Consider the following 23,386-nt stretch of genomic DNA (forward strand, 5'->3'; position numbering starts at 1 on the left):
GTATGGCCAAGGTCCTGGTCGTTACCTCTGGCAAGGGAGGCGTTGGAAAGACCACTTCGACGGCCGCGCTCGGCGCGGCGCTTGCGCAAAGCGGGCAAAGCGTCGTGGTGGTGGATTTCGACGTCGGCTTGCGCAACCTCGACCTTGTGATGGGCGCTGAACGCCGCGTGGTGTTCGACCTGATCAACGTGGTGCAGGGCGTGGCCAAGCTGCCGCAGGCGCTGATCCGCGACAAGCGGCTGGATAATCTCTGGCTGCTGCCGGCCTCGCAGACCCGCGACAAGGACGCGCTGACCGAAGAGGGCGTCGGCCGCGTCGTCGAGGAGCTCAGGTCGCGCTTCGACTGGGTCTTGTGCGACAGCCCGGCCGGCATCGAGCGCGGCGCGACGCTTGCCATGCGCTATGCCGACGAGGCCGTCATCATCACCAATCCCGAAGTGTCATCGGTGCGCGATTCCGACCGCATCATCGGCATGCTCGATTCCAAGACAGTGAAGGCCGAGCGCGGCGAGCGGGTGGAAAAGCACGTGCTGATCACCCGCTATGACCCGGCGCGCGCCGCGCGCGGCGAGATGCTCAACATCGACGATATCCTGGAGATCCTCGCGACACCCCTGCTCGGCATCATTCCCGAGAGCCAGGACGTGTTGAAGGCCTCCAACGTCGGCACGCCGGTCACGCTTAACAATGCCGAAAGCGCGCCGGCCCGCGCCTATATCGCTGCTTCGCGCCGCCTCATGGGCGAGCAGATTCCCATGGTGGTGCCGGCCGAGCGCAAGGGCTTCATGGATCGGCTGCTGGGACGGAGGGCTGCATGACCTTGAGGCTGTTGCGGCTGTTCGGCGGCCGCGATGCGACAGCCCCGGTTGCCCGGGAGCGGTTGCAAATCCTGCTGGCGCATGAGCGCGGGCTGCTCGGCCAGTCCGATCTCCTGGTCACACTGCGGGAAGAAATTCTCGCCGTGGTGTCCAAGCACGTGGCGCTCGATCCCGACAAGGTCATGGTCAAGCTCGATCGGGGCAAGACCGTCTCTACGCTCGAGGTCGACATCGAAGTCCCCAATGATTTCGAGAAAGCGAAGATGGCCGCCGAGCGTCGCATGGCGGGCTGAATTTCAGCTCGTGGTGCTGGACCGGGTCCGGCGCCAACTGGGTTCCATCCGCAGTGGAACCGTGGGGAACGTCACGAATTAATACCCCCGGAAGGGGGTCCCCATGACTATGGCCGAAGCAGCTGCCGGCAAGGCGAGCAGCGGAATTTCTGGACTTGACGATATTCTTTCAGGCGGGTTTTCCCGGGAGCACGTCTTCCTCATCGAAGGGGCGCCCGGGACCGGCAAAACCACCCTCGCACTTCAATTCCTGTTGGCAGGGGCGAAGGCCGGCGAAAAAGGCCTCTACATCACCCTGTCGGAAACCGAGCGCGAGCTGCGGCAAGGCGCGACCTCCCATGGCTGGGACCTCGGTGGTATCGAGGTATTCGAGCTGCTGCCGCCCGAGAGCCTGCTCGATTCCGAGCAGCAGCAAAGCCTGCTGTACTCGTCGGACCTTGAACTCGGCGAGGCCACCAAGCAGATTTTTGCGGCCGTGGAACGGACGCAGCCCAGCCGCGTCGTGCTCGACAGCCTTTCCGAGATCAGGCTGCTGGCGCAGAGCTCGCTGCGATACCGGCGGCAGATCCTGGCCATCAAGCATTACTTTGCGAAATTCGGCGCCACCGTCATGCTGCTGGACGATCTCACGGCTGAATCGGTCGACAAGACCGTGCACAGCGTCGCGCACGGCGTCATCCGCCTGGAGGAACTTGCTCCGGACTATGGAGCCGAGCGGCGGCGTGTCCGCATCATCAAGTATCGCGGCATCAAATTCCGTGGCGGGTATCACGATTCCACCATCACCACGGGCGGAATGAACGTGTTTCCGCGACTGGTCGCCTCGGAATTCCGCACAAATACCTTGCGTGACCAGATATCCAGCGGAATTGCCGAACTCGACAGGCTGCTCGGCGGCGGCATCGAGGCGGGATCGAGTACGCTCATCCTAGGCCCTTCCGGTACCGGAAAATCGATGGTGGCGTTGATGTTCGCCTGTGCCGCAGTCGCGCGAGGCGAAAGAGCGGCGCTCTTTATATTCGACGAAGAGCTGGGATTGCTGTTCGGCCGCCTCAAAGGCGTCGGCATCGATCTCGAAGCCATGCAGCGCCAGGGCAGTCTCTTGATCGAACAGGTCGACGCCGCCGAACTGTCCCCCGGTGAATTCGCCCACCGCGTTCGAGAGCGCGTCGATCAGAGAAAGATCAAGACGGTGATCATCGATAGCCTCAACGGCTACCAGGCGGCGATGCCGGCGGAGAACTCGCTGATCCTGCACATGCATGAATTGCTGCAATATCTCAACCGCCGCGGCGCTGCGACGTTCATGACGGTGGCGCAGCATGGCCTGGTCGGCGACATGCGGGCGCCAGTGGATGTGACGTATCTGGCCGATACCGTGATCCTGCTGCGCTACTTCGAGGCGCTTGGCGCCGTACGGCGGGCGATATCGATTATCAAGAAGCGCACCGGCGCACACGAGGGCACGATACGAGAATACCGCATCGGTCATGGCGGACTGACGATCGGTGCGCCGCTGGTGAGCTTCCAGGGCGTGTTGCGCGGCGTTCCTGTCTATGTCGGGGAAGACAAGCCGCTGCTGCAAGAGCCGCAGCCGTGAAGCCCGGCCCGTCGTCAGAACGGACGCTCATCCTCGCGCCCAACGGGCGCGATGCGTCCGTTGCGGCGGCGTTGATCGGCGAAGCCGGGTACTATGCAAGCATCTGCCCCGATCTGGCGGCCCTTGTGGAGGATATCGTAAAGGGGGCAGGTCTGGCCGTGATTGCGGACGAGGCAATCAAGACGGCGGATTTGCGTGCGCTGGTCAGTTGGCTGAATGGTCAACCATCCTGGTCCGATTTTCCCGTCGTGCTGTTGACGCGCCAGGGCGGAGGGCCGGAGCGTAATCCGGATGCGGCGCGGCTCGCCAAGTTGCTCGGCAACGTCACCTTCCTCGAACGTCCGTTTCATCCGACTACGCTGGTCAGCATCGTCGGCTCCGCGGTCAGAGGCAGGCGCCGCCAGTACCAGACCCGTGCGATCCTGGATGAGCTGACCGAAAGCGAAAACCTGCTGCAGACCGCGATGAGCGCCGGGCATCTCGGCGCGCTGGAACTGCACCTGCCGGATTTTGAGCTGGAGGCTTCTGATACCTGCAAGTCCTATTTCGGCCGCGGTCCGGGCGAGACCTTCACCTACCGCGATCTGCTCGACGCCGTGCATCCGGATGATCGGGCGCGCCGCCAACAGGCGCTGGACCAGGCGCTTGAGGCGGGCAGCAACTACAGCCTGGAATATCGCGTCATCTGGCCTGACGGCTCCGAGCACTGGGTCGATGTGCGGGCCTGCGCGGTGCGGCGCCCGGATGGTGAGGTCGCCTCCCTCGTCGGGGTCTGCTCCGACATCACCCCGCGCAAGACCGCGGAGATCGATCGCGAGAATTTGCTGGAGCAATTGGCCGCCGAGCGCAGCGCGCTTGCGGAACTGACGGCGACGCTCGAGCAGCGCGTCGAGGAGCGCACTGCCGATCTGATGAAGGAGGTCGCCGCGCGCGAAAAGGCGCAGGAGCAATTGCGCCAAGCCCAGAAGATGGAAACCATCGGGCAGCTTACCGGCGGCATCGCGCATGATTTCAACAATCTGCTGATGGCCGTGATGGGCAATCTCGACCTCTTGCGCAAACGCCTCCCCGACGATCCGCGCCTGCAGCGGCTGGTTGACGGTGCGCTGCAGGGCGCCGAGCGCGGCGCTTCGCTCACCCAGCGGCTGCTGGCCTTCGCGCGGCAGCAGGATCTGCGCGCCGTGCCGGTCGATCTCCGTGCGCTGATCCAGGGCATGGGAAATCTGCTTGAGCGCTCGCTGGGGCCGCGCATCGACTTGCGGCTTGATCTACCCGAAGGATTGCCGCCGGCCCGGATCGATGCCAACCAGCTCGAACTGGCAATCCTCAATCTTGCGATCAACGCGCGTGACGCGATGCCCGACGGCGGGTCGATCGAGATCAGGGTTGCCCAGCATGAGGTGCAGAACGACCCGGTGCTCAAGCCTGGTACCTATCTGAAGGTTTCCGTGGTCGACAGTGGAAGCGGGATGCCCCCGGAAATCCTGGAGAAGGCCATCGAACCGTTTTTTTCGTCCAAGCCGCTCGGCAAGGGCACCGGCTTGGGCCTATCCATGGTGCATGGACTTGTCGTTCAGCTCGGCGGCACGCTGGAGCTCGCCAGTCAAGTCGGCAAGGGCACCGCGGCCACGATGGTGTTGCCGGTTGCGACGTCGGAGCCCGAAATCGAGAGCACGGCAGCAGCGCCGCAACAGGTCAAGCGCTCGGCGGTGATCTTGTTTGTCGATGACGATCCGCTGATCGCGATGTCGACGGTGGAAATGCTGGAGGACCTCGGCCACCGCGTGATCGAGGCCAACTCGGCGGTGCATGCCCTCGATATCCTGAAGAGCGAGCAGCCTATCGACCTCCTGATGACGGACCACGTCATGCCCGGCATGACCGGCATTGAGCTTGCGGCCGCCACCCGCCAGGTGCGACCCTCGTTGCCGGTCCTGCTGGCGACCGGCTATGCGGACCTGCCCGAAGGGACGCAGCTCGATCTGCCGCGCCTTGCAAAGCCGTACCATCAGGACCAGTTGCGTGACCGGGTCGAACAGCTGCTGGCTTGACCCGGTAGCCTATCCCACCATCCGCTCGCGGCCGGTCCAGAAGCCGGCCTTCAGCACCTTCTTGTCGACCTTGCCAACGCCGGTCATCGGCAGCTCGCTGACGAACTGGATCTGCTTCGGCGCATGCGCCGAGCCCTTCTTCGCCTTCACCAGATTGATCAGTTCATCTGCGTTCGGCCTGGCGCCGTCGCGCGGCACCACGACGGCGGTGACGGCCTCGCCCCATTTGTCGTCGGGAACGCCGACCACGGCGACCATCGCGACATCGGCGTGCTGCGACAGCACATCCTCGACCTCGCGCGGAAAGATGTTGAAGCCGCCGGAGACGATCATATCCTTCTTGCGATCGAGGATGAACATGTAGCCGCGCTCGTCGACGCGGGCGATGTCACCGGTGTGCAGCCAGCCGCTCTTCAGCGTCTCCGCGGTGATGTCCGGCCGCCTCCAATATTCGGTCATCACATGGGTGGCGCGCACGCAGATCTCGCCGGCTTCGCCGGTCGGGACCTCCTGGTCGTCATTGTCCATGATCTTTACCTGACAGGCGGCGATCGGGAATCCGCAGGACAGGAACAGCTCCGGCATCTTGGGATCATGGTCCGCCTTGCGCAGCACGGAGACTGGATAGCATTCGGTCTGGCCGTAGAGCTGCGAGAACACCGGGCCGATCCGCTCGATGCCCTCGACCAGCCGGCTCGGCGACATCGCGGAAGCGCCATACAATAGCAGTTCGAGCGAGGAGAGGTCAGTCCCGTCGAGCGCGGGATGATCGAGCATGACGTAGATCATGGTCGGCACGAACAGGGTGAAGTTGATCTTCTCGCGCGCGATGGTCTTGAACACCGCCTCGGGATCGAAGCCTTTCAGCATGTGCACGGTGCCGCCGCGCATCAGCGTCGGCAGCACCTTGGTTCCTGCGACGTGGCTGATCGGCGCCACCGCCAGATAGCGTGGCGTATCGGGAATTTCGAAATCGGCGAGGATCGCATTGGCGAAGCCGCCAATGTTGCGGTGATGGCGCAGCGCGCCCTTGGATTTGCCGGTCGTGCCGCCGGTGTAATTGAGGGTAGCGACATCGTCCGATAGGGCGAAGTTGCGCGCGGTGGCGGTGCCGGCGGTCTCGATCGCCTGCAATAGATCGGCGCCGTAGCCGGCGGGGCCGAGGGTGAAGACGGTTCTGAGCCCCGTGGCACGCGCGGCGAGCTCGCCGCCGCGATCGCGGAACGTCACGCCGTCGACGATCAGCATCTGCGCTTCGGAATCCTCGAGCTGAAACAGCTGGTCATCCAGCGACCCCAGCGGATGCAGCCAGGTGATGGCAAACCGCGATAATTGCGCGGCGACCCCGGCGCACCAGGTGTCGGCACGGTTGGCCGTGAGAAAGGCGACGCGGGTGCCCGGCGCAAAGCCGAGCTGCATGAAGATGCTTTGGATGCGGCCGATCATGTCGGTCGCGCCGCGATAGGTGAGCGATCCACCCGCCCAGGCGAACGCCGTTCGCTCGGGGTAACGCGCCAGCGCCCGCAAGGTTTGCTCACCCACCGCCGGAAACGCGTACAGCGCACTGCTCATTGTTCTCTCCCGCCTGTTTTGTAATTGGCCTTCGGTCGTGCCAATCTTAACAACCAACGCTATCACAACGATCACGCTGCTCAAGCCGGGAATAAACGCTTTGCCATCCGTCGATGTTCTCGCGCGCTTTCGCCACCGCCTCAGCCTGCCGCTGATCGCGGCGCCGATGTTTCTCGTCTCCGGCACAGAGCTCGTGGTGGCCGCCTGCCGCAACGGTGTGATCGGCTCGTTTCCGACGGTGAACTGCCGTACGACGGAACAACTCTATGCATGGCTCAGCGAAATCGAAGCTCGCTTGCAGCAGCACGCCGATGCCAGCGGCAAGCAAGCCGCTCCGGTCTGCGCCAACCTGATCGTGCATCGCTCCAATGCGCGGCTGTCGAAGGATCTAGCGGTGCTGCTGCGGCATCGCCCCGAAATGGTCATCACCTCGGTCGGCTCGCCGGCGCCCGTCATAGGGCCGCTGCACGATGCCGGCGCGCTGGTGTTTGCCGACATCGCCTCGATCCGCCATGCCGAACGCGCCATTGCCGCCGGCGCGGACGGGCTCGTGCTGTTGACGGCCGGCGCGGGCGGCCAGACCGGCTGGCTCAATCCCTTTGCGTTCGTGCGGGCGGTGCGTGCCATCTTCGATGGACCGCTGGTGCTGGCAGGCGGCATCATCGACGGCCATGCCCTTCGCGCCGCCGAGGCGCTCGGCTGCGACCTTGCCTATATGGGCACAAAATTCATCGCGACGCGCGAGAGCATGGCAGATGCCAGATACAAGGAGATGCTGGCCGCCAGCAGCGCCGACGATGTCCTGCTGACGTCGGCGTTTACGGGGTTGCAGACCAACATGCTGCGCCCCTCGATCGAGCAAGCCGGGCTCGACCCGGATGATCTGCCGGCGCGCGGCGCGATCGATATCGGCCAGGACATCGACATCGGTACACGCGAGAGCCGTCCCAAGCGCTGGAAGGATATCTGGAGCGCGGGCCATTCCGTCTCCGGCGTGACGGAAGTGCTGGCCGCCGACGAAATGATCGCGCGCACGCGTGCAGAATATCAGGCCGCCGATGCGCGCATAAGGTTGGGCTGAGCGCGCCGCGTTCCATCATTTCGCTGCGATTTCGTAGGTTCCCGCGATCCAGCGCAAATGCCAAGAGAATACCGTCCGAGTGGCAAACTTCCGACACATGATGGCGACGAAAACAGGCCTTCCGACATGACGCACGCTCGAAGGTGAAACTGTTCCAGTTTTGCCGGCGGGCGCGTTTTATTCGACGAGGCCCTCGTGTCGCACAAATTGCTCTCCTCGATCCTGCTGGCGCTTGCTCTGTACGCTTTCCCGGCTTTCGCGCAGCAAGGCGCGGCGCCGCCAACGCCTGCGGCTAACAACGCGGAGGCGCTGACTGCCGATCAGGCGAAGCGGGCACTCGACACGCTATCCGACGACAAGAAGCGCGCGCAGGTGATCGAGACGCTGCGTGTCGTCGCCAATGCCTCGCCGCAAGCGCAAGCCGATCCGAAATCCGCAATGCCGCTGACGGCCGACAGTCTTGGCGCACAGCTCCTGCTCATGGTGTCCGAGCAGGTCGGCGAGATTTCGCGTGAGGTCGCCGACGTGGCGCGGACGCTGACGCATTATCGGGCGTTCTATTACTGGTTCTGGCGAACCGCCAACGATCCCTCCGCCTATCAGCAGCTGCTCGATATCGCCTGGAAACTGGCACTGGTGTTTCTCTGCGCCTTCGCTGCGGAGTGGCTGGTTTTCCACCTCATCAAACGGCCGGTGGCGCTATTGGAAGCGCGACTTCCGCAGGCGGCGCAGGCGCCGGTGCAGACGCTTCCCTTGGCCGATCCGCCGTCGTCCCTGGCTGACGTCGCCACGGCACCCGCGCAGCATCAGCGGCGGCTCAGCCTGGCGCGCACCTGGCAGTCGCTGGTGCGGCTGCCTTTCGTACTCGTACGTCTCCTGCTCGAATTGCTCCCGGTGCTGGTCTTCATCGGGATGGCTACGCTGTTGCTAGGCACCGGGATCGGCGATCTCGCCACCACCCGCCTCGTGATCCTTGCCGTCGTCAATGCCTACGCGCTGTCGCGCGCGCTGATCTGCGTGGTGCGGGCGCTGGCTTCACCCTTCGGCCTGTTTCGCATTCGCGCCGAGACCGCCGCCTATATCGAGATCTGGGCGCGGCGCATCGTGACGGTTGCCGTCTCCGGCATCGCTTTCGCCAATGTGGCGCTGCTGCTGGGCCTGCATCGCGCCGGCTATGCCGCCTTGCTCCGCCTGGTGATGCTGGTCGTGCATCTCTTTGTGGTCGTCGTCATCCTGCAGTGCCGACGGCCGGTCGCCGACGCCATCCGCGCGCCGGTCGGCCGCGACGGCCTTGCAGCAAGAATACGCAACCGCGTCGCCGGCCTCTGGCATTTGCTTGCGATCGCGCTCGATCTTGCATTGTGGGCGGTGTGGGCGCTGAACATCCGCAACGGCTATTCGCTGCTGCTGCAATATTTCGTCGGCACCGTTGCGGTCGTGCTGATCGCACGCCTCGCTACTATTCTGGTATTGAGCCTGATCGACCGCGGCTTCCGCATCAGCCCGGATCTCTCGCGCCGCTTCCCGGGCCTTGAGGCCCGCGCCAACCGCTATCTGCCGCTGCTGCGCAACATCGTCTCCGCCGTGATTGCCTTCATCGGCCTGGTCGCATTGCTCGAGGTGTGGGGCGTTGACGCCATCGTCTGGTTCTATGGCGGGCAGATCGGCAGCCGCTTGCTCTCGGCGGTGGCGACCGTCGGTACCGCGGCGCTGGCGGCGGCCGCGGTCTGGGAGATCAGCAACGCGATGCTGGACCGCAAGATCAACGCGCTGTCGCGCGAAGGTCAATACGCGCGCGCGGCGCGGCTGCGCACCTTCCAGCCGATGCTGCGCACGGCGCTGCTTGGCGTGATCGTCACCGTCGTCGGCCTGACCGCGCTCAGCGAAATCGGCGTCAACGTCGCGCCATTGCTCGCCGGTGCCGGCATCGTCGGCATTGCCATCGGCTTCGGCTCGCAGAAGCTGGTGCAGGACCTCATCACCGGGCTGTTTCTGTTGCTGGAGAACACCGTGCAGGTCGGCGATGCCGTCACGCTGTCGGGCCTGTCGGGTGTGGTGGAGAACGTCTCGATCCGCACCCTTCGCCTGCGCGCCGGCGACGGTTCGGTGCATGTCGTGCCGTTCAGCGCGGTCACGACGATCACCAATTCAAGCCGCGGCGCCGGCAATGCGGCCGTCAGCGTCAACGTCTCCTACAAGGAGGATACCGACCGCGCCGGCCAGATCCTCAAGGACATCGTCGCCGAGATGCGCCGCGAGGCGGAGTTCCAGTACCTGATCCGCGGCGATCTCGAATTGTGGGGCGTCGACAAGGTCGACGGCTCGATGGCCTCGATCGTCGGCCAGATCCGCTGCACCGATGCCGGCCGCTGGCCGGTGCAGCGCGAATTCAACCGCCGCATGAAGCGGCGATTCCAGGAGTGCGGCGTCGAGATCGCGCCCACCAGTCAAACCATTCTGATGCAGGTGCCGGCGCCGGCCGACATCGCTCCGGACGCCATGCCGAGGCGGGCGGCCGGCTAGGGTAGGCGAGGTACGATAAAGGCGTAGATGTCCGCTTCCGACGGCCAAACGCAAATCTTAGGATCAGTTAGAGCATTACCGCTCGTGGATCGGCGCGAGTTTTGTGAGCACGCCCCAGTTCGGCTAACCGCGTCTCATCGCAGGATCTGTCCGAGAATGCGCGCGGCCTGGTCGATCTCCTTGTCGTTCCACGCAGCGAAGCCCAGAAACAGGCCCCGCTCACCGCTTCTGTGGTAGAGCATGCTCGTCAGCGCCCGGCTGACGACACCCGCCTCGAGCAGCCGCGCCGATAATTGCTGATCGTTGGATTGGGGGCGGCACCTTGCCAATAGCTGCATGCCGCCGGCCGGGGTTTCGACGGTGAGGCGGTCGCCGGCCTCGGCGGCGAGCGCTTGCAGCATGCGGTCGCGCCGTCCCTTGTAGAGGCGCGTCATCTTTCTGATGTGTCCGAGATAGGCGCCGGCGCTGATGAATTCGGCCAGCGCATCCTGCATCGTGATCGGCGTCAAGCTTCCCATGTGGCGTTGCGCGAGTTCGAAGATGTCGATCAGCGCTTCCGGCACGACGATGTAGCCGATGCGAATGTCCGCATAGGTCGCCTTCGAGAAGGTGCCGAGATAGAACACGCGCGGTGATGCCGCGAGCCCCTGCAGCGCGGCCACCGGGCGGGCCTCGTAATGGAATTCGCCGTCATAGTCGTCTTCGATGATGCAGGCGCCCGCGGCTTCGGCAAAACGAAGCAGTTCGAGGCGGCGGCCGATCGGCATCAGCCGCCCGGTCGGGTACTGGTGCGACGGGGTGACGAAGATCAGCCGGGGCGTTTCCTTGCGGGCGGCGATAGTCATGCCATGCGCGTCGAGCGGGATGGCCGAGATAATGGCCCCGGCGGCCTCAAAGGCGACGTTGGCGCCGGCATAGCCCGGGCTTTCGACCCAGGCGTGATCATCAGGCTCGAGCAGCGCATTGGCGACCAGTGCCAGTCCGGCTTGCGCCGTGGGCACGAATAGGATCTGGCGAGCTTTGGCCTTGATCCCGCGGTGAACCGCGAGATGCCGGAGCAAGGCTTCCTGCAGCGGCGGGTGGTTGATGGGGCGACCGCGGCGTAACGGCGCATTCCGCGCCGCGCGCCGCAGGCAGCGGCTCCACTCATCGTGCGGAAACTCACGCTCATCCGCCAAGCCCGGCTGAAACGGCCGGGGCCGCTCCTTGTGAATCGGTGGCCAGACCGACCGCTGCAGGCTGCTCGCCCAGGCCGACAGGTTTATCCGTTCGCTTCCGGCGCGACTATTTCGCGGCGAGCTCTTACGCCGATCGAGCGACAGGCCTTCGGCCACGACCGGGCGGCGCCCGGCGGAAAGGGTGAGGTAGCCTTCCGCCGACAATTGCTCGATCGCAAACGAGACGGTGTTCCGCGACAGGCCGAGCGATTGCGCCAGCTGACGGCTCGACGGCAGGCGCTGGCCCGGTGCGAGGCGGCCTTTGGTGATGAGGCCGCGCAGCTGGTCGGTGAGCTGGCGCGTCAGCGTCTCCTCGCCGTCGCGCGCCAGATGCAGCATGCCGGGCAGCAGGTCATCCATAACTGGCTCTAATAAATCACCAAGACTGGTCCTTTCATTAGGGCCAGTTCAGGAGCTAGGCAATGGAAACGCATCAGGACAGGACGCAGTCGGCATGGCCGGTGGACTTTCAACCCGCAACGCGGCGGTGCTGCTCGCCGGCGTCGTGCTGGCGTGGGGGACCAGCTGGCCGGCGACCAAGATGGTCGTGCAGGACGTGCCGCCGCTATGGGCGACCGCGCTGCGCTGTATGATCGCCGCCGCGACGCTGGCGCCGATGTTGTGGGCGCAGGGGCAGTTCATCGTTCCGAGGCGCGGCGACCTGCCGGTCGTGTTCTGCACCTCGCTGCTGCATCTGGTGGCTTTTTCGGCGCTGGTCGCGAGCGGGCTGCAATTCGTGCCGGCGGGCAGGGCGATCGTGCTCGGTTATACGACGCCATTATGGGTCGGGATCGGAGCCGCTATGTTTCTGTCCGAACAGATCACGCGCTACCGCGCGATCGGGATCGGCTTCGGCCTGGCCGGCCTTGCCGTCATCTTCAATCCGCAGACATTGAACTGGAGCGACCGCAATGCCCTGTTCGGCAGCGGCCTGATCCTGCTTGCGGCGTTCTGCTGGGCCGGCAACATCGTTTACGTCCGGGCCCACAAATGGATCTCGACACCTTTCCAGCTGGTGTTCTGGCAGGTCCTGCTGGCGGCCGCGGTGCTCTCGGCCATCGCGCTGATAACGGAGGGCCCGCCGCGCATCGTGTGGAGCGGCCGTCTCGTGAGCCTGATGCTCTACAGTGGGATCGTCTGCACGGCGTTCGCCAATTGGGCGATGACGATGGTGAACCGGAGCCTGCCCGCCGTCACCACGTCGCTCTGCCTGCTGGCGACGCCGCTGCTCGGAATCATCAGCGCGACCCTGATGTTGGGCGAGCCGCTCGAGCCGTCGTTGTTTCTGGCGATGACGCTGATCATCGGCGGGATCGCGCTAGGCACCGTCGCGGGCGGGTGGCCGCACCGCCTGGCTCCCGCCAAGGAGATCGCTTCACGCCCGTGAATGTCCGATGTCAAGCGTGGAGCGGCAGGTCTGATGAATTGCTGTCATGATGCTCGCGTTACGCGGGCGCGCCATGGGGTCAGCCGCGGGACCCAGCGGGGGACGTTGGCCCGAAAGTCCTCGTACTGCGCGCCAAACGTCTGCTTGAGCGCTGGTTCTTCGTACACCAGGACGAAGACGTGGAAAAAGAGCCAGAGCAGCGCGGCATACCAGAGGAGGCGCCAATCGCCGAATAAAAGTGCTTGACCAAAAATGACAGCAGTGACCCCGACGTAAATCGGATTTCGCACGTAGCGATAGAGACCGGTGACCACCAGTTTCTGTGTCGGCGCGATCGGGGCTGGCGTTCCCAGCCCCTGCAGTGCAAACCGCGCGAACGAATCGACGACCCCGGGCGCTCCGGCAATGATCAGCATAAGTCCGATGGCGCGGGTCAGTTCAAAGCCAAAAAAAGCCGGCCGGAACTCCCAATGTGTGATCCACCATGGGACGAACCCCGCCAGCACCAAGGGCGCGACGACGAAGAATAGAGCAGAGCCCAATACCGCGATCGCTTTCGGCATGGCATCTCCTTCCCCGTCCTGTCGCAAGACGGTCAGCAAAATTGAACCGTTGCAGCATAGCGTCATCACGGCAGAACATGGAGTGCCCATCATCATCGGCCACGGCGCGCAGCCCCGACATCGAGGCGCCGGCTCACGCACGCAAACAACTATCTTATCTTTGAATCGCGACGGCCCCGCGAAAGCGTCTCGACCAAGCCCACAGTCCAGCACATCGGGCATCCGCGTAGCGCGACGAGGGCGGCAACGCCCGCGCCCAGGGATAGCCAAGGGTGCGCGGTCTGGTGGACGATGGCCCAAGCGAGTAGCGCCGCCGCAGCTGCGCCGCGCATCAGGTGTGCGGCTAGGAAGGCGCTCCCGAACATGCCGAGTCCACGAAAGTAATTCATGTGCTCTCTCGTCCGCTGTCCTTTGTGCCGAGCAGGTATTCGCGCACCAATGTGCGGGCGCGGCGCAGGCGGCTTTTGGCCGCTTCGCGTGTCACGCCGAGCCGTCCGGCGATTTCCCCAATCGTCAGATCTTCGAGATCTCGCAGCAGCAGCACTTCGCGATGGGACGGCGAAAGTGACTCGATCGCATTGACCAAGTCTATGCGTAACTCGTCCGGCGGGACCTTTGCCAGCTCGCGTGACTCTTCCAGGCTGGCGAGCTCCTCGACTCCGCGCATCAGCATCAGCGCCGGCAGCATGCAAAGGCGCGCGATGACGGTTAGCAGCCAGCCAGCGAGTGCGGCTGGACTGCGGATCGTGCCCACGCGCCGGTACACCACGATGAGTGCTTCTTGCACCACATCTTCGATGACCGAGGTGCGGTAGCAAAGGCGCCGGGCGTAGCGTCGAATGTCCGGCTGCAGCGCCACCAAGAGCTGTGTGAGCGCGTGCCGGTCGCCCGACTGTGCCGCGAGCAAGAGATCGCCTGATGCGCGCGCCAAGGCGGTCACCTCTTCAGTGGCTCGCGCCCGGCGACGGCGCAAGCAGGACAATAGCCGAACACGCCAGCGACCAGCGTCACCACACCCGCACCGCTGAGCAGTAGCCCGAGCGGCGAAGCGTGCAGCGCAACCACGCCGCAGATGAGCATCAAGCCCCCGCCGATCAGCCTGGCCGCGCGCTCCCACCCGCCAATGTTCTTCGTATACCACATGGTTCTGTGCTCCGGTTCGCACGCCGCTATGGCGCATTCACCCAGACAAGAGGGCGCAAACCCGGCGCCGGGGTCGCGGCACAAAAAAAATTTGAGGGGGGGGCGGTTTCAACAGGCTGGCGTGGGCATCGGTGCGGGCCTGAGCCGCTGAGGAACGCCGGCATCGGGTCGCCGGGGCGTCGGCATACGATCCGGCAAAACTCCCGCCCGCGCCGAAGAGGTGATCGAACGGGACGCTGTTTGCTGCATGGGTCTACGTCCTAGTTCGCCACGAAATACCAATCCTTGTCGTAGCGGACGAGCTGGGTCGGCGGCTTGTGTTTGAACTCGAAGAACTTGTTGGGATCGCCGCCCGGCGGCACGCGCAGGAAGCCGGTGAAATAGTGTTTCAGGCCGCGCGTGGTCAGGAACAGCACGTAGGTGCCTTCGTTGGCCTCGTCGACGACGATGTCGTTGCCCACGGAAACGTTGGGCCCACGGTCGCCGAGCGCGATCAGGCTCTTGTCGTAGCTGACATTGGGCTTGAGTTCGCCGGCCTCGATGCGGGCCACGATCCGCTCGCGGCTTTGCCGGTGCCAGGTGAAATTCTGCTGCAGGGCGATCCGGTGCAGCGGCGCGTAGGCGAGGATGGCGAGCGTCAGCGCGCAGATCAGGAAGGGCAGGGCGAACTTCGCACCGCCGGTTCGTATCTGCACCAGCAGCGTCGCCGACCACATGATGCAGCCGAAGAACAACAGCGCCACCAGCGGCACGATGACGAGCAGGACGAAGCCGGACGGCCAGTCCGCCATCGCCAATTCGAAGGTCGCGATCGACAGCGTGAAGACCGAAATCGCTGATGTTGCCGTTAGCGCGGCGCGCACCGACGGCGCGGCTGATGTCGTCCGGGAGATCGCTTCAGCCATGCCGGGCCGTTCCGCTTTCCGTCGTTCGGCGCGGTCCGGGATCGTCCCGGTCCAATGCTTAACGCGCCGTTAACCATATCCGCCCCAACAATAGCCCCAGAGGACGGTCCGCCGCCACGGCCGGCCGGACGGCAACAGGGGGCTGAAAATGGATTTCGACCGGTATCTTGCTGCCAAGACCCAGGCGACACTTGCGGAGATCACGCTGCGGGTCGCCCATGCGCTCGATCGCCACCCGCTCTGCCGCGGCATTGAATTCGAGATCGTCAAGACACCCCGCAGCCGCAAAAGCAACTGGACCGTCACCCTGCAGCAGGTCGCCCCCACCGCCCTGTGGGAGGCCTCGGAGATTGTGGCCGATATCCAGGACGCCTACGAACTCGCCGTGGCGGCCTGATTCTGTGGTTTTTCGGGGTGATTTCCCCATCTTTTCGATGGCAACAAGGCTTCCATCGGCATCGTAAAGCCTCAATTGTCGTGCAGTTTTTCGGCAAAAGGGCCACACATCGGCGGGAATGGAGACCTTTTTGACCAAAACGATGACGATCGTCGCGCTGATCTGTTTTCTCGTGGTCGGCGCTGCCGTCACGGCGATCATCGGCCGCGACAGTGTACCCATGGCGCAGCCCGAGCTGGCGGCGGCTTCTGCCGTTGCCGTTCAGGCGCCAGTGTCGAACAAGGAAGGCAAGAAGGACCGGCTCGCCGTCGTGAGCTACGCGGCCGCCGCTTTTGAGCCGCCGCAGACCACCGCGACGCTGAGCGAGCCGTTGCGCCAGGCCTATGCGTCGACTGCCCCTGCCGATCTCGGCCTGCCGAAGGAGGTCGCGCCGAGCGTGACGCCGGTCGCGCCGCCGCCGAAGCCCAAGACCGTCGCCAAGCCGCAACCGCAGCCGCAGAAGAACTATGCGCTGCTCAGCGACGCCCAGATCGCCGGGATCAAGGATCGCCTGAAACTGTCCTCGTCGCAGGAATATTACTGGCCGCCGGTGGAGACCGCGCTGCGTGCTGTCGCCCGCAAGATCCACGCCGGCCGTCAGGCCAACCCGAATGCGCAGGGCGTGCCGATCGATCCCGAATCCGCCGAAGTCCAGCAGTTGAAATCAGCGGCGATGCCGCTGCTGTTCCAGTTGCGTGAGGATCAGAAGAGCGAAGTGCGCTCGCTCGCCCGCATTATCGGCCTGGAAAAGGTCGCCGCGATGATCTGAGCGCGCGCTGCAATGACAGCGCCGCCAGTTCCAGTCTCCACAGCTTGATGTGCCGGAACATCGGCTCCGTCCACGCGTTTGCCCGCGAGGATGAGGGAGCCGAAACATGCGGACATCAACGGCTTATTTTGCGGGTGTGGGAACCGTGATCTTCGCGGTCGGCGCCGGTCTTGGCGGTGGCTACTTGGCGGCGAATATCGCCAACCCGCCGGTGCAGACGGTTTCCAAGCTGGAACGCAGGATGTCCGCGGAACCTATCCCGGTCGCGACCGCGCCGGCGGAGCCAGTGCCTTATGCTGCCGCGCCGGCAACGACGAATTCAAATCCCGCGCAGGCACAGGAGCAGCAGGCTCAACCGCAACAGGCTCAGCCACAACCCACGCAGCCCACACAAGTGGCAGCTCCTGCGGCCGAAGCGTCGCCCGCCGAAGAAAAGAAGACCGTCAACGTAACCGCCAACGACAACGTAGCGGCCGCGCCTCCCGCGCCGGCGCAGCCCTCGAACGCCGTTGAACAGGCCGACGACAGGAGCGCCACGCCTCGGGAATCCTATGCGAGAGCCAGCGGCGCCGACGTCAAGCGTGCGGCAGTCGACAAGCGCCGCGCCGAACGGCGGCAGCAATGGACTGACAAGCGCCGCTGGAAGCAGCCGCGGGAACAGCAAGTGCGTGAACAGTCGCCGCGCGAGCAGGAACTCGATGTGGTCGAGGACAGGGTCCGCGAAGCGACCGAGCCGCGGCGGATCAGGATCCGCGAAGAAGGCGAGCCGAGGGGCTTCTTTGGCGAGGTCGGGCGAAGGGACATCTTCGCCGAGCCAGCAAGGAGTGAGGCGCCGCGGATCAGGCTGTTCGATCAGGATGATTGATCGGTTGGCTATGGTCGCAATTGCCGGGGCGCGATGAAATTCGATCTTCATCGCGCTCCTTCTGTTTGGGCGTGATTGCCTGGTAAGCGCTTCGCCCCCGTTTAGAGAGAAAACGGCGGCGAATGAGGATCAGCGCTTACCCGCCGTGTGACTCAACCACCTTGCGGCAGCCGTCCGACAACTGCGCCTTGTTGGCGCGCAGGCAGGCATTCATCTGCGGCGGCTTGCCGATATGCTCGGCGCAGAATTTTCCGGCATCGGAACGGCAGGCCATCTGCTCCTGGCGCGAGGGACCGGATTGCGCCTGCGCCAGCGAGCAGGCGGCGAGCGTGAGGATCAGTACGGCGGCCGTGGCCGCGAGCGATTTCATCATGATTAGCCTTTCGACGGGAATGTGAGGGTTGAAAGCGCGCGGAAGCTCGTCGAGGTTGCGCGTCCGGTCCATGCCATGTTCATGGGCGTCGGAAAGCGCGTTGCCGCGGCCTCCCGCGCGTTCACACCATTTTCATGGGATGTTGCCGCGCCCTGCGTTGGCCCATGTACATCTCGCGTCGGCTGCGGTGACCGATCGGTACATCGCAAGGCTGCACGCCCAATTCGGGAGAGATGACACATGTTGAGGAAGACAGGTTGGCTGAATGCTGGTCTGACGGTGGCGGCGGTTTCGGTGCTTGCATCGTTCGCGCTGGGCGGTGTGGGCTCGGCCCAGGCGGCGGTGGTGTACTGCAAGACGGTGGGCGTGCCGAAGGGCTGCGTGGCGCGGCCGACGCCGGTTGCAGGGGCCGTGGTCGCGACCCCAGTCGTTGGCGTCGGCGCGGTCGGCGTCGGTGCTCCCGGCGTCGGCGTTCGTCCCGGCACCCCGATGAACCGCGGCGGCCCGGTCAACCGCGTCGGCCGCCGCTGAGGCGAAAGCTGGGGCGGGACGAGATCAGCCCCGTCTACTGTGCATGGGGTTGTTTTCGCGATTTTGTGTCTGGGCTGCGATGTACTGCAACTAGCCGGTGGCGGCGTCGCTGTCCGGGAAGCGGTGAGGCAATATCAGCCTCAGATGCGTACCTCGATCGGGTCCATGGGCGCAGGAGCTTAAGTCGAGCTCCGCGCCACAACGCGCGGCGCGGCTTCGCATATTGCGCAGGCCGCGCGCGGCTTTCGCGGCACCAGTGGCCCCGCCGTCGGGCGCGATCTCAAATCCCTTGCCGTCGTCCTCGACGGTGATGCAGCCGCGGTCAAGGCCATCCTCGTCGGTCAGCGTTTCTATTCTCACCGTCACACGTTTTGCCGCGGCATGCTTCACCGCATTGGTCACGGCCTCGTCCAGCAGCCGCACGATCTGGATGACGTGCCATGGCCGCAGCTCGGGATGAACCGGCACGCCCTGCGGCGTCACCGCGCGCCAGTCGAGCGCGATGTCGTGCGGGCGCAGTTGCGCCATCGCGCGCTCCCGCCACGAGCCCAGCGCCAGCATCAGGTCGCCGCCGATATCGTCCATGGAGTCGATGACGAGGCGCAGGTCCTTCAGCGCCGCGCGCGCTGCTTCGCCAATTCCTTCGCTGCCATTGCCGCGTTCGCTGAGCGCCACGATGCTGACGAGCTGCCCGCCGAGCCCATCATGCAGGTCGCGCATCAGCCGGGTACGTTCCCGCGCCAGCGCCGCGGCGCGGGCGCGCTCCTCCTCGCGGGCGAAACTGGCCTTCAGCTTCTCTTCGGCTTCGCGCACCTGGGTGACGAGGCGGCCGGCAAAGCCGTCGACCTGATTCAGCGCCCGGGCGAACCGCCAGGTCAGTCCGGCGCCGATCGCCACCAGCATCACCGAATAGGACAGCCGCGAGACGAAGATGCGGTTCGGCACCAGCTGGAATACCGCGAGCAGGTCGGAGATCCAGCAGGTCAGCATGATCGTGACCGCGCAGCCGAGCAAAAAGCTCGCCATGTTCGGCCGCTTCAGCGCCGAACGGGCGATGACGATGGCCATGATGACTAGCGATAGGCCGACCATCGGAACAGCGAGAATCAGAAACAGCGCCCGGACCAGCGCTTGATTTCCGAACACGCCGGCCAGCGCCAGCAATATGCCGGGAAGGAACATGAGCCAGCCATAGCGCTGCCATTTCCAGCCCGACAGCAGCAATGCGAAAGTCAGCACCAGCGCGCTTTCGATCGGCGCGGAGGAAATCACGATCACGTTGAGCTTGGAGAGCGGCGTCTCGCCGCCCATTGGCGTCTGCAGGAACGCCTGTCCGACGCCGACCGCCATCGCCGCTGCGAGCACGCCATAAGCCGGCTCATGTCGCCGCATCACCCACATGATGCCGAGAATGACCGCCAGGATCGCTTGCCAGGACGAGAACACCACCGGCAGCGTAACGAAGATCAGCGTTCTAAGGTCATAGCTCGGGCGCAGCAGCTGATCCGGGCCGACATAGAGGCGATCGAGGAAACCCGTGATCGGTCCCCAGATGAACAGGCGGATCGTGATCGCGTTCTCGCCGTCGCGCAGCAGCGATGCCGGAATCACCGCGATGGCCGGCGTATTGCGATCGGGGCGGTTGGCGGCGGGATCGCGCCGGCTGTCGAGGACCACGACGCCGTTGACGGTGACCTCGACGCCGTTGGTGAAGCGCGGCAGATATACCGACCAGGCCTCTGCGGCTTCGCCGGCCGGACGAACAAAATGTCCGTCAAAGCGCGGCGGATCGTTCGTTGCATTCCGCAGCGACGAGAAATACGGCAGCATCACCGCGCGCCCAGCGCCCCCCTCGGTGAGAATGAATGCCGTGACCTGATACTCGGCGGGAGGCGAGGGGAGCGATTGCAACAGCGCGAGCACGCAGGCGGCGGAAATCACGGCCTGCAACAGCAGATACTGGATCAGCCGCGACGTCTGCAGCCGCCGGCGTTCATGGGCCGGCAGGTCCGGTTGCGCGTCGTCGCCGCGATCGTTCACAGCTTGATCAAGCCCTGCTGGACCGCCTCGAACACCGCCTCGCCCCGGGTGTGGACCTCGAGCTTGCGATAGATGTTCTTGATATGCCCGGGCACGGTCTGGCGCGACAGGCCGAGATGACTGGCGATCTCGGCATAGCTGAAACCCTTGGCGATGCCCCAGAGGATGTCGATCTCGCGCGGTGTCAGCCTGGTGGTGTTGAGCGCGGGGCCAGGCGGCGGCTCCGGCGTGTTCTGGGTCCGCCGCACGATGAAGCGCGCGATCGAGGCCGAGATCGGCGAATGCCCGGCGACGAGATCGCGCACGGTGGCGGCGATGTCGGTCGGGAAGGCGTCCTTGAGCAGATAGCCGGTGGCGCCGACGGTGATCGCCGAGATCACGCTCTCTTCATCGCCGAGGATCGAGATCACCATGATCTCGGTATCGGGATAGCGCTGGCGGGTTTCGCGGATCAGGTCGATGCCGTGGCCGTCGGGCAGTTGAAGGTCGGTCAGGAGCACGCGCGGCGCGCCCTCGGCGAGGCAGGCGCGGGCCTCGAGGAGCGTGCCTGCGGCCTTGACCTGATAGCCGGCCTTGACGAGCGCATCCTGCAGCCGCCAGAGGGTCGGCGCGTCGTCCTCGACCAGCACGACCGTGATGGCCTCCACCTGCGGCGCCTCGCCCAATGAATTCATCTGAAAACTCCGGCTGCCTGTCCCTGCAGCCCCGCCGACTGTACCCCCGCGTCGGCTTTTGGCGACACCCATGTTCATGGGACGGGATTTCCGCGGAGACATCAGCCGGCCGTCGGACGCGCCGTCACGCCTTTGATCGGGGCGTCAAACTCGTGCAAAGCATCCTTCATGTCCCCACCTCCCTCAGTCGTGACGCAGCAAGGCTTCATCGCCTGCGGTCACGAATTTCTGAACAAGAATGTTCGAAAGGGCAAGGCCACCATTTGAGGCAAGCAGAGTGGTCGAAAAAGGCTTATACGATGGCCTCCCTTTGAGGCTGCCAGAATGCCGAAAGCTCCGAAGAACGCCCCGCCGAGCCAGTCCATTGCGCAAGCAGACCTCGCTGTGACGCCTGACGACGTCAGGGCCGCGGCTGCGGCCATTTCCGGCTCGGTGATGGTGACCGAATGCGACCAGAGCCGGACGCTGAGCGCGATCTGCGGCTGCGAGCTCTGGCTCAAGTTCGAGAATCTGCAGTTCACCGCGACCTTCAAGGAGCGCGGCGCGCTCAACCGTTTGCTGGCGCTGTCGCCGGAGGAGCGACGGCGGGGCGTGATCGCGATGTCGGCCGGCAACCACGCGCAGGGCGTCGCCTACCACGCCAGCCGCCTCGGCATTCCCGCGACCATCGTGATGCCGGTCGGCACGCCGATGGTGAAGATCGAGAACACGCGGCGGCACGGCGCGGAAATCATCATTGCCGGCGCGACGCTGGAGATTGCCGCCGATTTCGCGCGCGAGCATGGCAAGGCCAAGAACCTGACCATGATCCATCCCTATGACGATCCGCATGTCATCGCTGGACAAGGCACCATCGCGTTCGAAATGCTAAAGGCGGTGCCGCAGCTCGAGACGCTGGTGATCCCGATCGGCGGCGGCGGGCTGATTTCCGGCATGGCGATCGCGGCCAAATCGCTGAAGCCGGAGCTGCTGGTGATCGGCGTGCAGGCGCAGCTCTATCCCTCGATGTACAACGCCATCAAGGGTGAGCATCTGCCGATGCGCGGCGACACGCTGGCGGAAGGCATCGCGGTGAAGGCGCCGGGGCGGATCACCACCGACATCATCCGAAGCCTCGTCGACGACATCGTTCTCGTCAGCGAAGACCAGATCGAGCGTGCCGTGACGATGCTGATCGCGATCGAGAAGACCGTGGTCGAGGGCGCCGGCGCGGCGGGCCTGGCCGCGGTGCTGGCCGCGCCGGAGCGCTTTGCCGGACGCAAGGTTGGTCTCGTCTTGACCGGCGGCAACATCGATACGCGGCTGATCGCCTCCGTGCTGACGCGCGAGCTCGCACGCGAGGGCCGCCTGACGCAGATCGCGCTCGACATCGTCGACCGCCCCGGCCAGCTCGCCGCCGTCTCGGCACTACTCGCTGACGCCGGCGCCAACATCATCGAGGTCTCGCACCAGCGCACGTTCTCCGACCTGCCCGCCAAGGGCACCCTGCTCGAAGTCGTGATCGAAACCCGCGACCGCGCGCATCTCAATGAGGTGATGAAGCGGCTCGAAGAGGCCGGGTTCGTCGCGTGGCTGCCGGGGCGGAGGTGAGTTTTCGAGCGAGCATGTTCTCTCGACTCGGCCGACGCACCGATATCGGTTCGCTTAAAGAGATAGAGACGACTACCCGCGAATGCGTTGCTCAAGATTGGCCGCCGGTCCCCCCGCGCGCGCATTACGTGCACCTGGTGGATGTGCCTGCGCGCCCGCGAAGTTCTTCCACGGACCAATCGTATCGACGATGATATTGATTCCGGCGACCGCGCTCTCGATCTGGCGCTGCACGCTGTCGACCTCGGCTTTAAGAAATTCCTGCATCTTCTGCAGTTCGGACGCCAGCTTGTGAAGGTCGTCTATCGAATTCGAGGTCAGCCGGGCGACGGACGAGTTGAAGCGTTCGGTATTGATCTCCAGCGGGCTGGAAGCATCCGATTTTTCCTTGCCGGCTTGTGTCGCCAGGGCCTCTTCCGGTGCAGACGTTTTCTCGTCGGCAGACTTTGGGGTATCCATCAGCTTCTCCCTCGGTGCCGCAGCCCGCAGTGATAGCCGTCGTTGAGTCGTTAGGCGATTTGGTGGCGTGGCGGTGACGAACCTGCGCCTATGCGACGGGCTCTGCTGGCCGCCCGGTTCCCGCCGATGGGAACGCCGTTTTGCATGAGGAGTTATTCTTGGGCAGCACGGAGGAACCGATGAAGAAGCTGATCGCAGTCATAGCGCTCGCGTTCATAAGCGGGGCCGTCTTCGCACAGAATACCGGCCCTGCGCCGCAGGCCGGAATGGAGAAACCCGGAGTGACTGACGGTGCCAAGCCGGATGGTGCGATGGACACGACCGGCATGAGCGGCACCAAGGGCAATATCAAAAGGGAGAAGGATGGCGCGCCCGCGCCCGTGAAGCAGACCGACACCAAAAAATGAGTGCGTCCTGGTGGGACAAATAGTCCAGAGCGGGCCTGGAAGAACAAGGGTGACGGTTTGAGGTCCGTGGGGGTCAGCAGGCGGCATCA

23 protein-coding genes are annotated in these 23,386 nt (G+C 64.7%); 13 read left to right on the forward strand and 10 right to left on the reverse strand.

What is annotated here, in order from left to right:
• The first annotated feature begins 2 nt into the window (after positions 1-2).
• From minD to RX331_RS04205, 4 genes are all read left to right on the forward strand, one after another.
• Positions 3-818 carry a septum site-determining protein MinD gene (minD, locus tag RX331_RS04190; RefSeq protein WP_317255384.1) on the forward strand — a complete coding sequence of 272 codons (816 nt, stop codon included), beginning with the start codon at positions 3-5 and terminating at the stop codon, positions 816-818.
• A complete protein-coding gene (gene minE, locus RX331_RS04195; RefSeq protein WP_317255385.1) occupies positions 815-1,111 on the forward strand; it encodes a cell division topological specificity factor MinE in 297 nt (98 codons plus the stop codon). Before minD ends, minE begins: the two co-directional genes overlap by 4 nt.
• 109 nt (positions 1,112-1,220) lie before the next feature.
• Entirely contained in the window at positions 1,221-2,711 is a 1,491-nt protein-coding gene (locus RX331_RS04200) for an ATPase domain-containing protein (RefSeq protein ID WP_410708247.1), read from the forward strand.
• A complete protein-coding gene (locus RX331_RS04205) occupies positions 2,708-4,762 on the forward strand; it encodes an ATP-binding protein (RefSeq protein WP_317255387.1) in 2,055 nt (684 codons plus the stop codon). The genes RX331_RS04200 and RX331_RS04205 overlap by 4 nt, the downstream gene beginning before the upstream one ends.
• 9 nt (positions 4,763-4,771) lie before the next feature.
• On the opposite strand, the gene RX331_RS04210 is transcribed toward RX331_RS04205, so the two are convergent.
• A complete protein-coding gene (locus tag RX331_RS04210; RefSeq protein ID WP_317255388.1) occupies positions 4,772-6,334 on the reverse strand; it encodes an AMP-binding protein in 1,563 nt (520 codons plus the stop codon).
• A gap of 100 nt (positions 6,335-6,434) precedes the next feature.
• Between RX331_RS04210 and RX331_RS04215 the strand changes: the two genes are divergently transcribed.
• Positions 6,435-7,415 carry a nitronate monooxygenase gene (locus RX331_RS04215; RefSeq protein ID WP_317255389.1) on the forward strand — a complete coding sequence of 327 codons (981 nt, stop codon included), beginning with the start codon at positions 6,435-6,437 and terminating at the stop codon, positions 7,413-7,415.
• 195 nt (positions 7,416-7,610) lie between these two features.
• Complete coding sequence (locus RX331_RS04220) at positions 7,611-9,938, forward strand: mechanosensitive ion channel family protein (RefSeq protein WP_317255390.1); 2,328 nt, start codon at positions 7,611-7,613, stop codon at positions 9,936-9,938.
• 134 nt (positions 9,939-10,072) lie between these two features.
• Here the strand turns inward: RX331_RS04220 and RX331_RS04225 are convergent, their stop codons facing one another.
• Complete coding sequence (locus tag RX331_RS04225; RefSeq protein WP_317255391.1) at positions 10,073-11,515, reverse strand: PLP-dependent aminotransferase family protein; 1,443 nt, start codon at positions 11,513-11,515, stop codon at positions 10,073-10,075.
• A gap of 94 nt (positions 11,516-11,609) precedes the next feature.
• Between RX331_RS04225 and RX331_RS04230 the strand changes: the two genes are divergently transcribed.
• Positions 11,610-12,542: a DMT family transporter gene (locus RX331_RS04230; protein ID WP_317255392.1), complete on the forward strand. Its 933-nt coding sequence runs from the start codon at positions 11,610-11,612 to the stop codon at positions 12,540-12,542.
• A 44-nt stretch (positions 12,543-12,586) separates the two neighbouring features.
• Here the strand turns inward: RX331_RS04230 and RX331_RS04235 are convergent, their stop codons facing one another.
• From RX331_RS04235 to RX331_RS04250, 4 genes are all read right to left on the reverse strand, one after another.
• Positions 12,587-13,105 (reverse strand): isoprenylcysteine carboxylmethyltransferase family protein, encoded by a 519-nt coding sequence (locus RX331_RS04235; protein ID WP_317255393.1) that lies wholly within the window; start codon positions 13,103-13,105, stop codon positions 12,587-12,589.
• A gap of 385 nt (positions 13,106-13,490) precedes the next feature.
• Positions 13,491-14,036 (reverse strand): RNA polymerase sigma factor, encoded by a 546-nt coding sequence (locus RX331_RS04240; protein WP_317255394.1) that lies wholly within the window; start codon positions 14,034-14,036, stop codon positions 13,491-13,493.
• 5 nt (positions 14,037-14,041) lie between these two features.
• A complete protein-coding gene (locus RX331_RS04245) occupies positions 14,042-14,248 on the reverse strand; it encodes a DUF2892 domain-containing protein (protein ID WP_317255395.1) in 207 nt (68 codons plus the stop codon).
• Between the two features lie 260 nt (positions 14,249-14,508).
• Complete coding sequence (locus tag RX331_RS04250) at positions 14,509-15,153, reverse strand: hypothetical protein (protein ID WP_317255396.1); 645 nt, start codon at positions 15,151-15,153, stop codon at positions 14,509-14,511.
• Positions 15,154-15,301: 148 nt separating this feature from the next.
• On the opposite strand from RX331_RS04250, the gene RX331_RS04255 reads away from it, so the two are divergent.
• From RX331_RS04255 to RX331_RS04265, 3 genes are all read left to right on the forward strand, one after another.
• Complete coding sequence (locus tag RX331_RS04255; protein ID WP_317255397.1) at positions 15,302-15,550, forward strand: hypothetical protein; 249 nt, start codon at positions 15,302-15,304, stop codon at positions 15,548-15,550.
• 130 nt (positions 15,551-15,680) lie between these two features.
• Positions 15,681-16,358 (forward strand): hypothetical protein, encoded by a 678-nt coding sequence (locus RX331_RS04260; RefSeq protein WP_317255398.1) that lies wholly within the window; start codon positions 15,681-15,683, stop codon positions 16,356-16,358.
• Positions 16,359-16,464: 106 nt separating this feature from the next.
• The gene (locus RX331_RS04265; protein ID WP_317255399.1) at positions 16,465-17,223 is read left to right on the forward strand and encodes a hypothetical protein; all 759 of its coding nucleotides are present in this window, start codon (positions 16,465-16,467) and stop codon (positions 17,221-17,223) included.
• 136 nt (positions 17,224-17,359) lie between these two features.
• Here RX331_RS04265 and RX331_RS04270 read toward each other — a convergent pair whose 3' ends face one another.
• Positions 17,360-17,668, reverse strand: coding sequence for a hypothetical protein (locus tag RX331_RS04270; protein WP_317255400.1), 309 nt, complete (start codon positions 17,666-17,668; stop codon positions 17,360-17,362).
• A 168-nt stretch (positions 17,669-17,836) separates the two neighbouring features.
• On the opposite strand from RX331_RS04270, the gene RX331_RS04275 reads away from it, so the two are divergent.
• On the forward strand, positions 17,837-18,127 hold the full coding sequence (locus tag RX331_RS04275; protein ID WP_317255401.1) for a hypothetical protein: 291 nt from the start codon (positions 17,837-17,839) through the stop codon (positions 18,125-18,127).
• A gap of 90 nt (positions 18,128-18,217) precedes the next feature.
• On the opposite strand, the gene RX331_RS04280 is transcribed toward RX331_RS04275, so the two are convergent.
• Positions 18,218-20,167: a sensor histidine kinase gene (locus RX331_RS04280; protein ID WP_317255402.1), complete on the reverse strand. Its 1,950-nt coding sequence runs from the start codon at positions 20,165-20,167 to the stop codon at positions 18,218-18,220.
• Positions 20,164-20,841 carry a response regulator transcription factor gene (locus RX331_RS04285; RefSeq protein WP_317255403.1) on the reverse strand — a complete coding sequence of 226 codons (678 nt, stop codon included), beginning with the start codon at positions 20,839-20,841 and terminating at the stop codon, positions 20,164-20,166. Before RX331_RS04285 ends, RX331_RS04280 begins: the two co-directional genes overlap by 4 nt.
• A gap of 324 nt (positions 20,842-21,165) precedes the next feature.
• On the opposite strand from RX331_RS04285, the gene RX331_RS04290 reads away from it, so the two are divergent.
• Complete coding sequence (locus tag RX331_RS04290) at positions 21,166-22,431, forward strand: threonine ammonia-lyase (RefSeq protein ID WP_317255404.1); 1,266 nt, start codon at positions 21,166-21,168, stop codon at positions 22,429-22,431.
• Between the two features lie 72 nt (positions 22,432-22,503).
• Here the strand turns inward: RX331_RS04290 and RX331_RS04295 are convergent, their stop codons facing one another.
• A complete protein-coding gene (locus RX331_RS04295; RefSeq protein ID WP_317255405.1) occupies positions 22,504-22,890 on the reverse strand; it encodes a hypothetical protein in 387 nt (128 codons plus the stop codon).
• A 179-nt stretch (positions 22,891-23,069) separates the two neighbouring features.
• On the opposite strand from RX331_RS04295, the gene RX331_RS04300 reads away from it, so the two are divergent.
• On the forward strand, positions 23,070-23,297 hold the full coding sequence (locus RX331_RS04300) for a hypothetical protein (RefSeq protein WP_317255406.1): 228 nt from the start codon (positions 23,070-23,072) through the stop codon (positions 23,295-23,297).
• The last annotated feature ends 89 nt before the right edge of the window (positions 23,298-23,386 follow it).

The organism is Bradyrhizobium sp. BWA-3-5, assembly GCF_032917985.1.
Classification (GTDB): Bacteria; Pseudomonadota; Alphaproteobacteria; order Rhizobiales; family Xanthobacteraceae; genus Bradyrhizobium.

Bases quoted from the DNA above. Each gene is read 5' to 3' on its own strand.
- minD (WP_317255384.1), top strand. From the start codon at position 3: ATGGCCAAGGTCCTGGTCGTTACCTCTGGCAAGGGAGGCGTTGGAAAG.
- minE (WP_317255385.1), top strand. From the start codon at position 815: ATGACCTTGAGGCTGTTGCGGCTGTTCGGCGGCCGCGATGCGACAGCC.
- RX331_RS04200 (WP_410708247.1), top strand. From the start codon at position 1,221: ATGGCCGAAGCAGCTGCCGGCAAGGCGAGCAGCGGAATTTCTGGACTT.
- RX331_RS04210 (WP_317255388.1), bottom strand. From the start codon at position 6,334: ATGAGCAGTGCGCTGTACGCGTTTCCGGCGGTGGGTGAGCAAACCTTG.
- RX331_RS04225 (WP_317255391.1), bottom strand. From the start codon at position 11,515: ATGGATGACCTGCTGCCCGGCATGCTGCATCTGGCGCGCGACGGCGAG.
- RX331_RS04230 (WP_317255392.1), top strand. From the start codon at position 11,610: ATGGCCGGTGGACTTTCAACCCGCAACGCGGCGGTGCTGCTCGCCGGC.
- RX331_RS04235 (WP_317255393.1), bottom strand. From the start codon at position 13,105: ATGCCGAAAGCGATCGCGGTATTGGGCTCTGCTCTATTCTTCGTCGTC.
- RX331_RS04245 (WP_317255395.1), bottom strand. From the start codon at position 14,248: ATGTGGTATACGAAGAACATTGGCGGGTGGGAGCGCGCGGCCAGGCTG.
- RX331_RS04250 (WP_317255396.1), bottom strand. From the start codon at position 15,153: ATGGCTGAAGCGATCTCCCGGACGACATCAGCCGCGCCGTCGGTGCGC.
- RX331_RS04255 (WP_317255397.1), top strand. From the start codon at position 15,302: ATGGATTTCGACCGGTATCTTGCTGCCAAGACCCAGGCGACACTTGCG.
- RX331_RS04265 (WP_317255399.1), top strand. From the start codon at position 16,465: ATGCGGACATCAACGGCTTATTTTGCGGGTGTGGGAACCGTGATCTTC.
- RX331_RS04270 (WP_317255400.1), bottom strand. From the start codon at position 17,668: ATGGACCGGACGCGCAACCTCGACGAGCTTCCGCGCGCTTTCAACCCT.
- RX331_RS04275 (WP_317255401.1), top strand. From the start codon at position 17,837: ATGTTGAGGAAGACAGGTTGGCTGAATGCTGGTCTGACGGTGGCGGCG.
- RX331_RS04285 (WP_317255403.1), bottom strand. From the start codon at position 20,841: ATGAATTCATTGGGCGAGGCGCCGCAGGTGGAGGCCATCACGGTCGTG.
- RX331_RS04290 (WP_317255404.1), top strand. From the start codon at position 21,166: ATGCCGAAAGCTCCGAAGAACGCCCCGCCGAGCCAGTCCATTGCGCAA.
- RX331_RS04295 (WP_317255405.1), bottom strand. From the start codon at position 22,890: ATGGATACCCCAAAGTCTGCCGACGAGAAAACGTCTGCACCGGAAGAG.
- RX331_RS04300 (WP_317255406.1), top strand. From the start codon at position 23,070: ATGAAGAAGCTGATCGCAGTCATAGCGCTCGCGTTCATAAGCGGGGCC.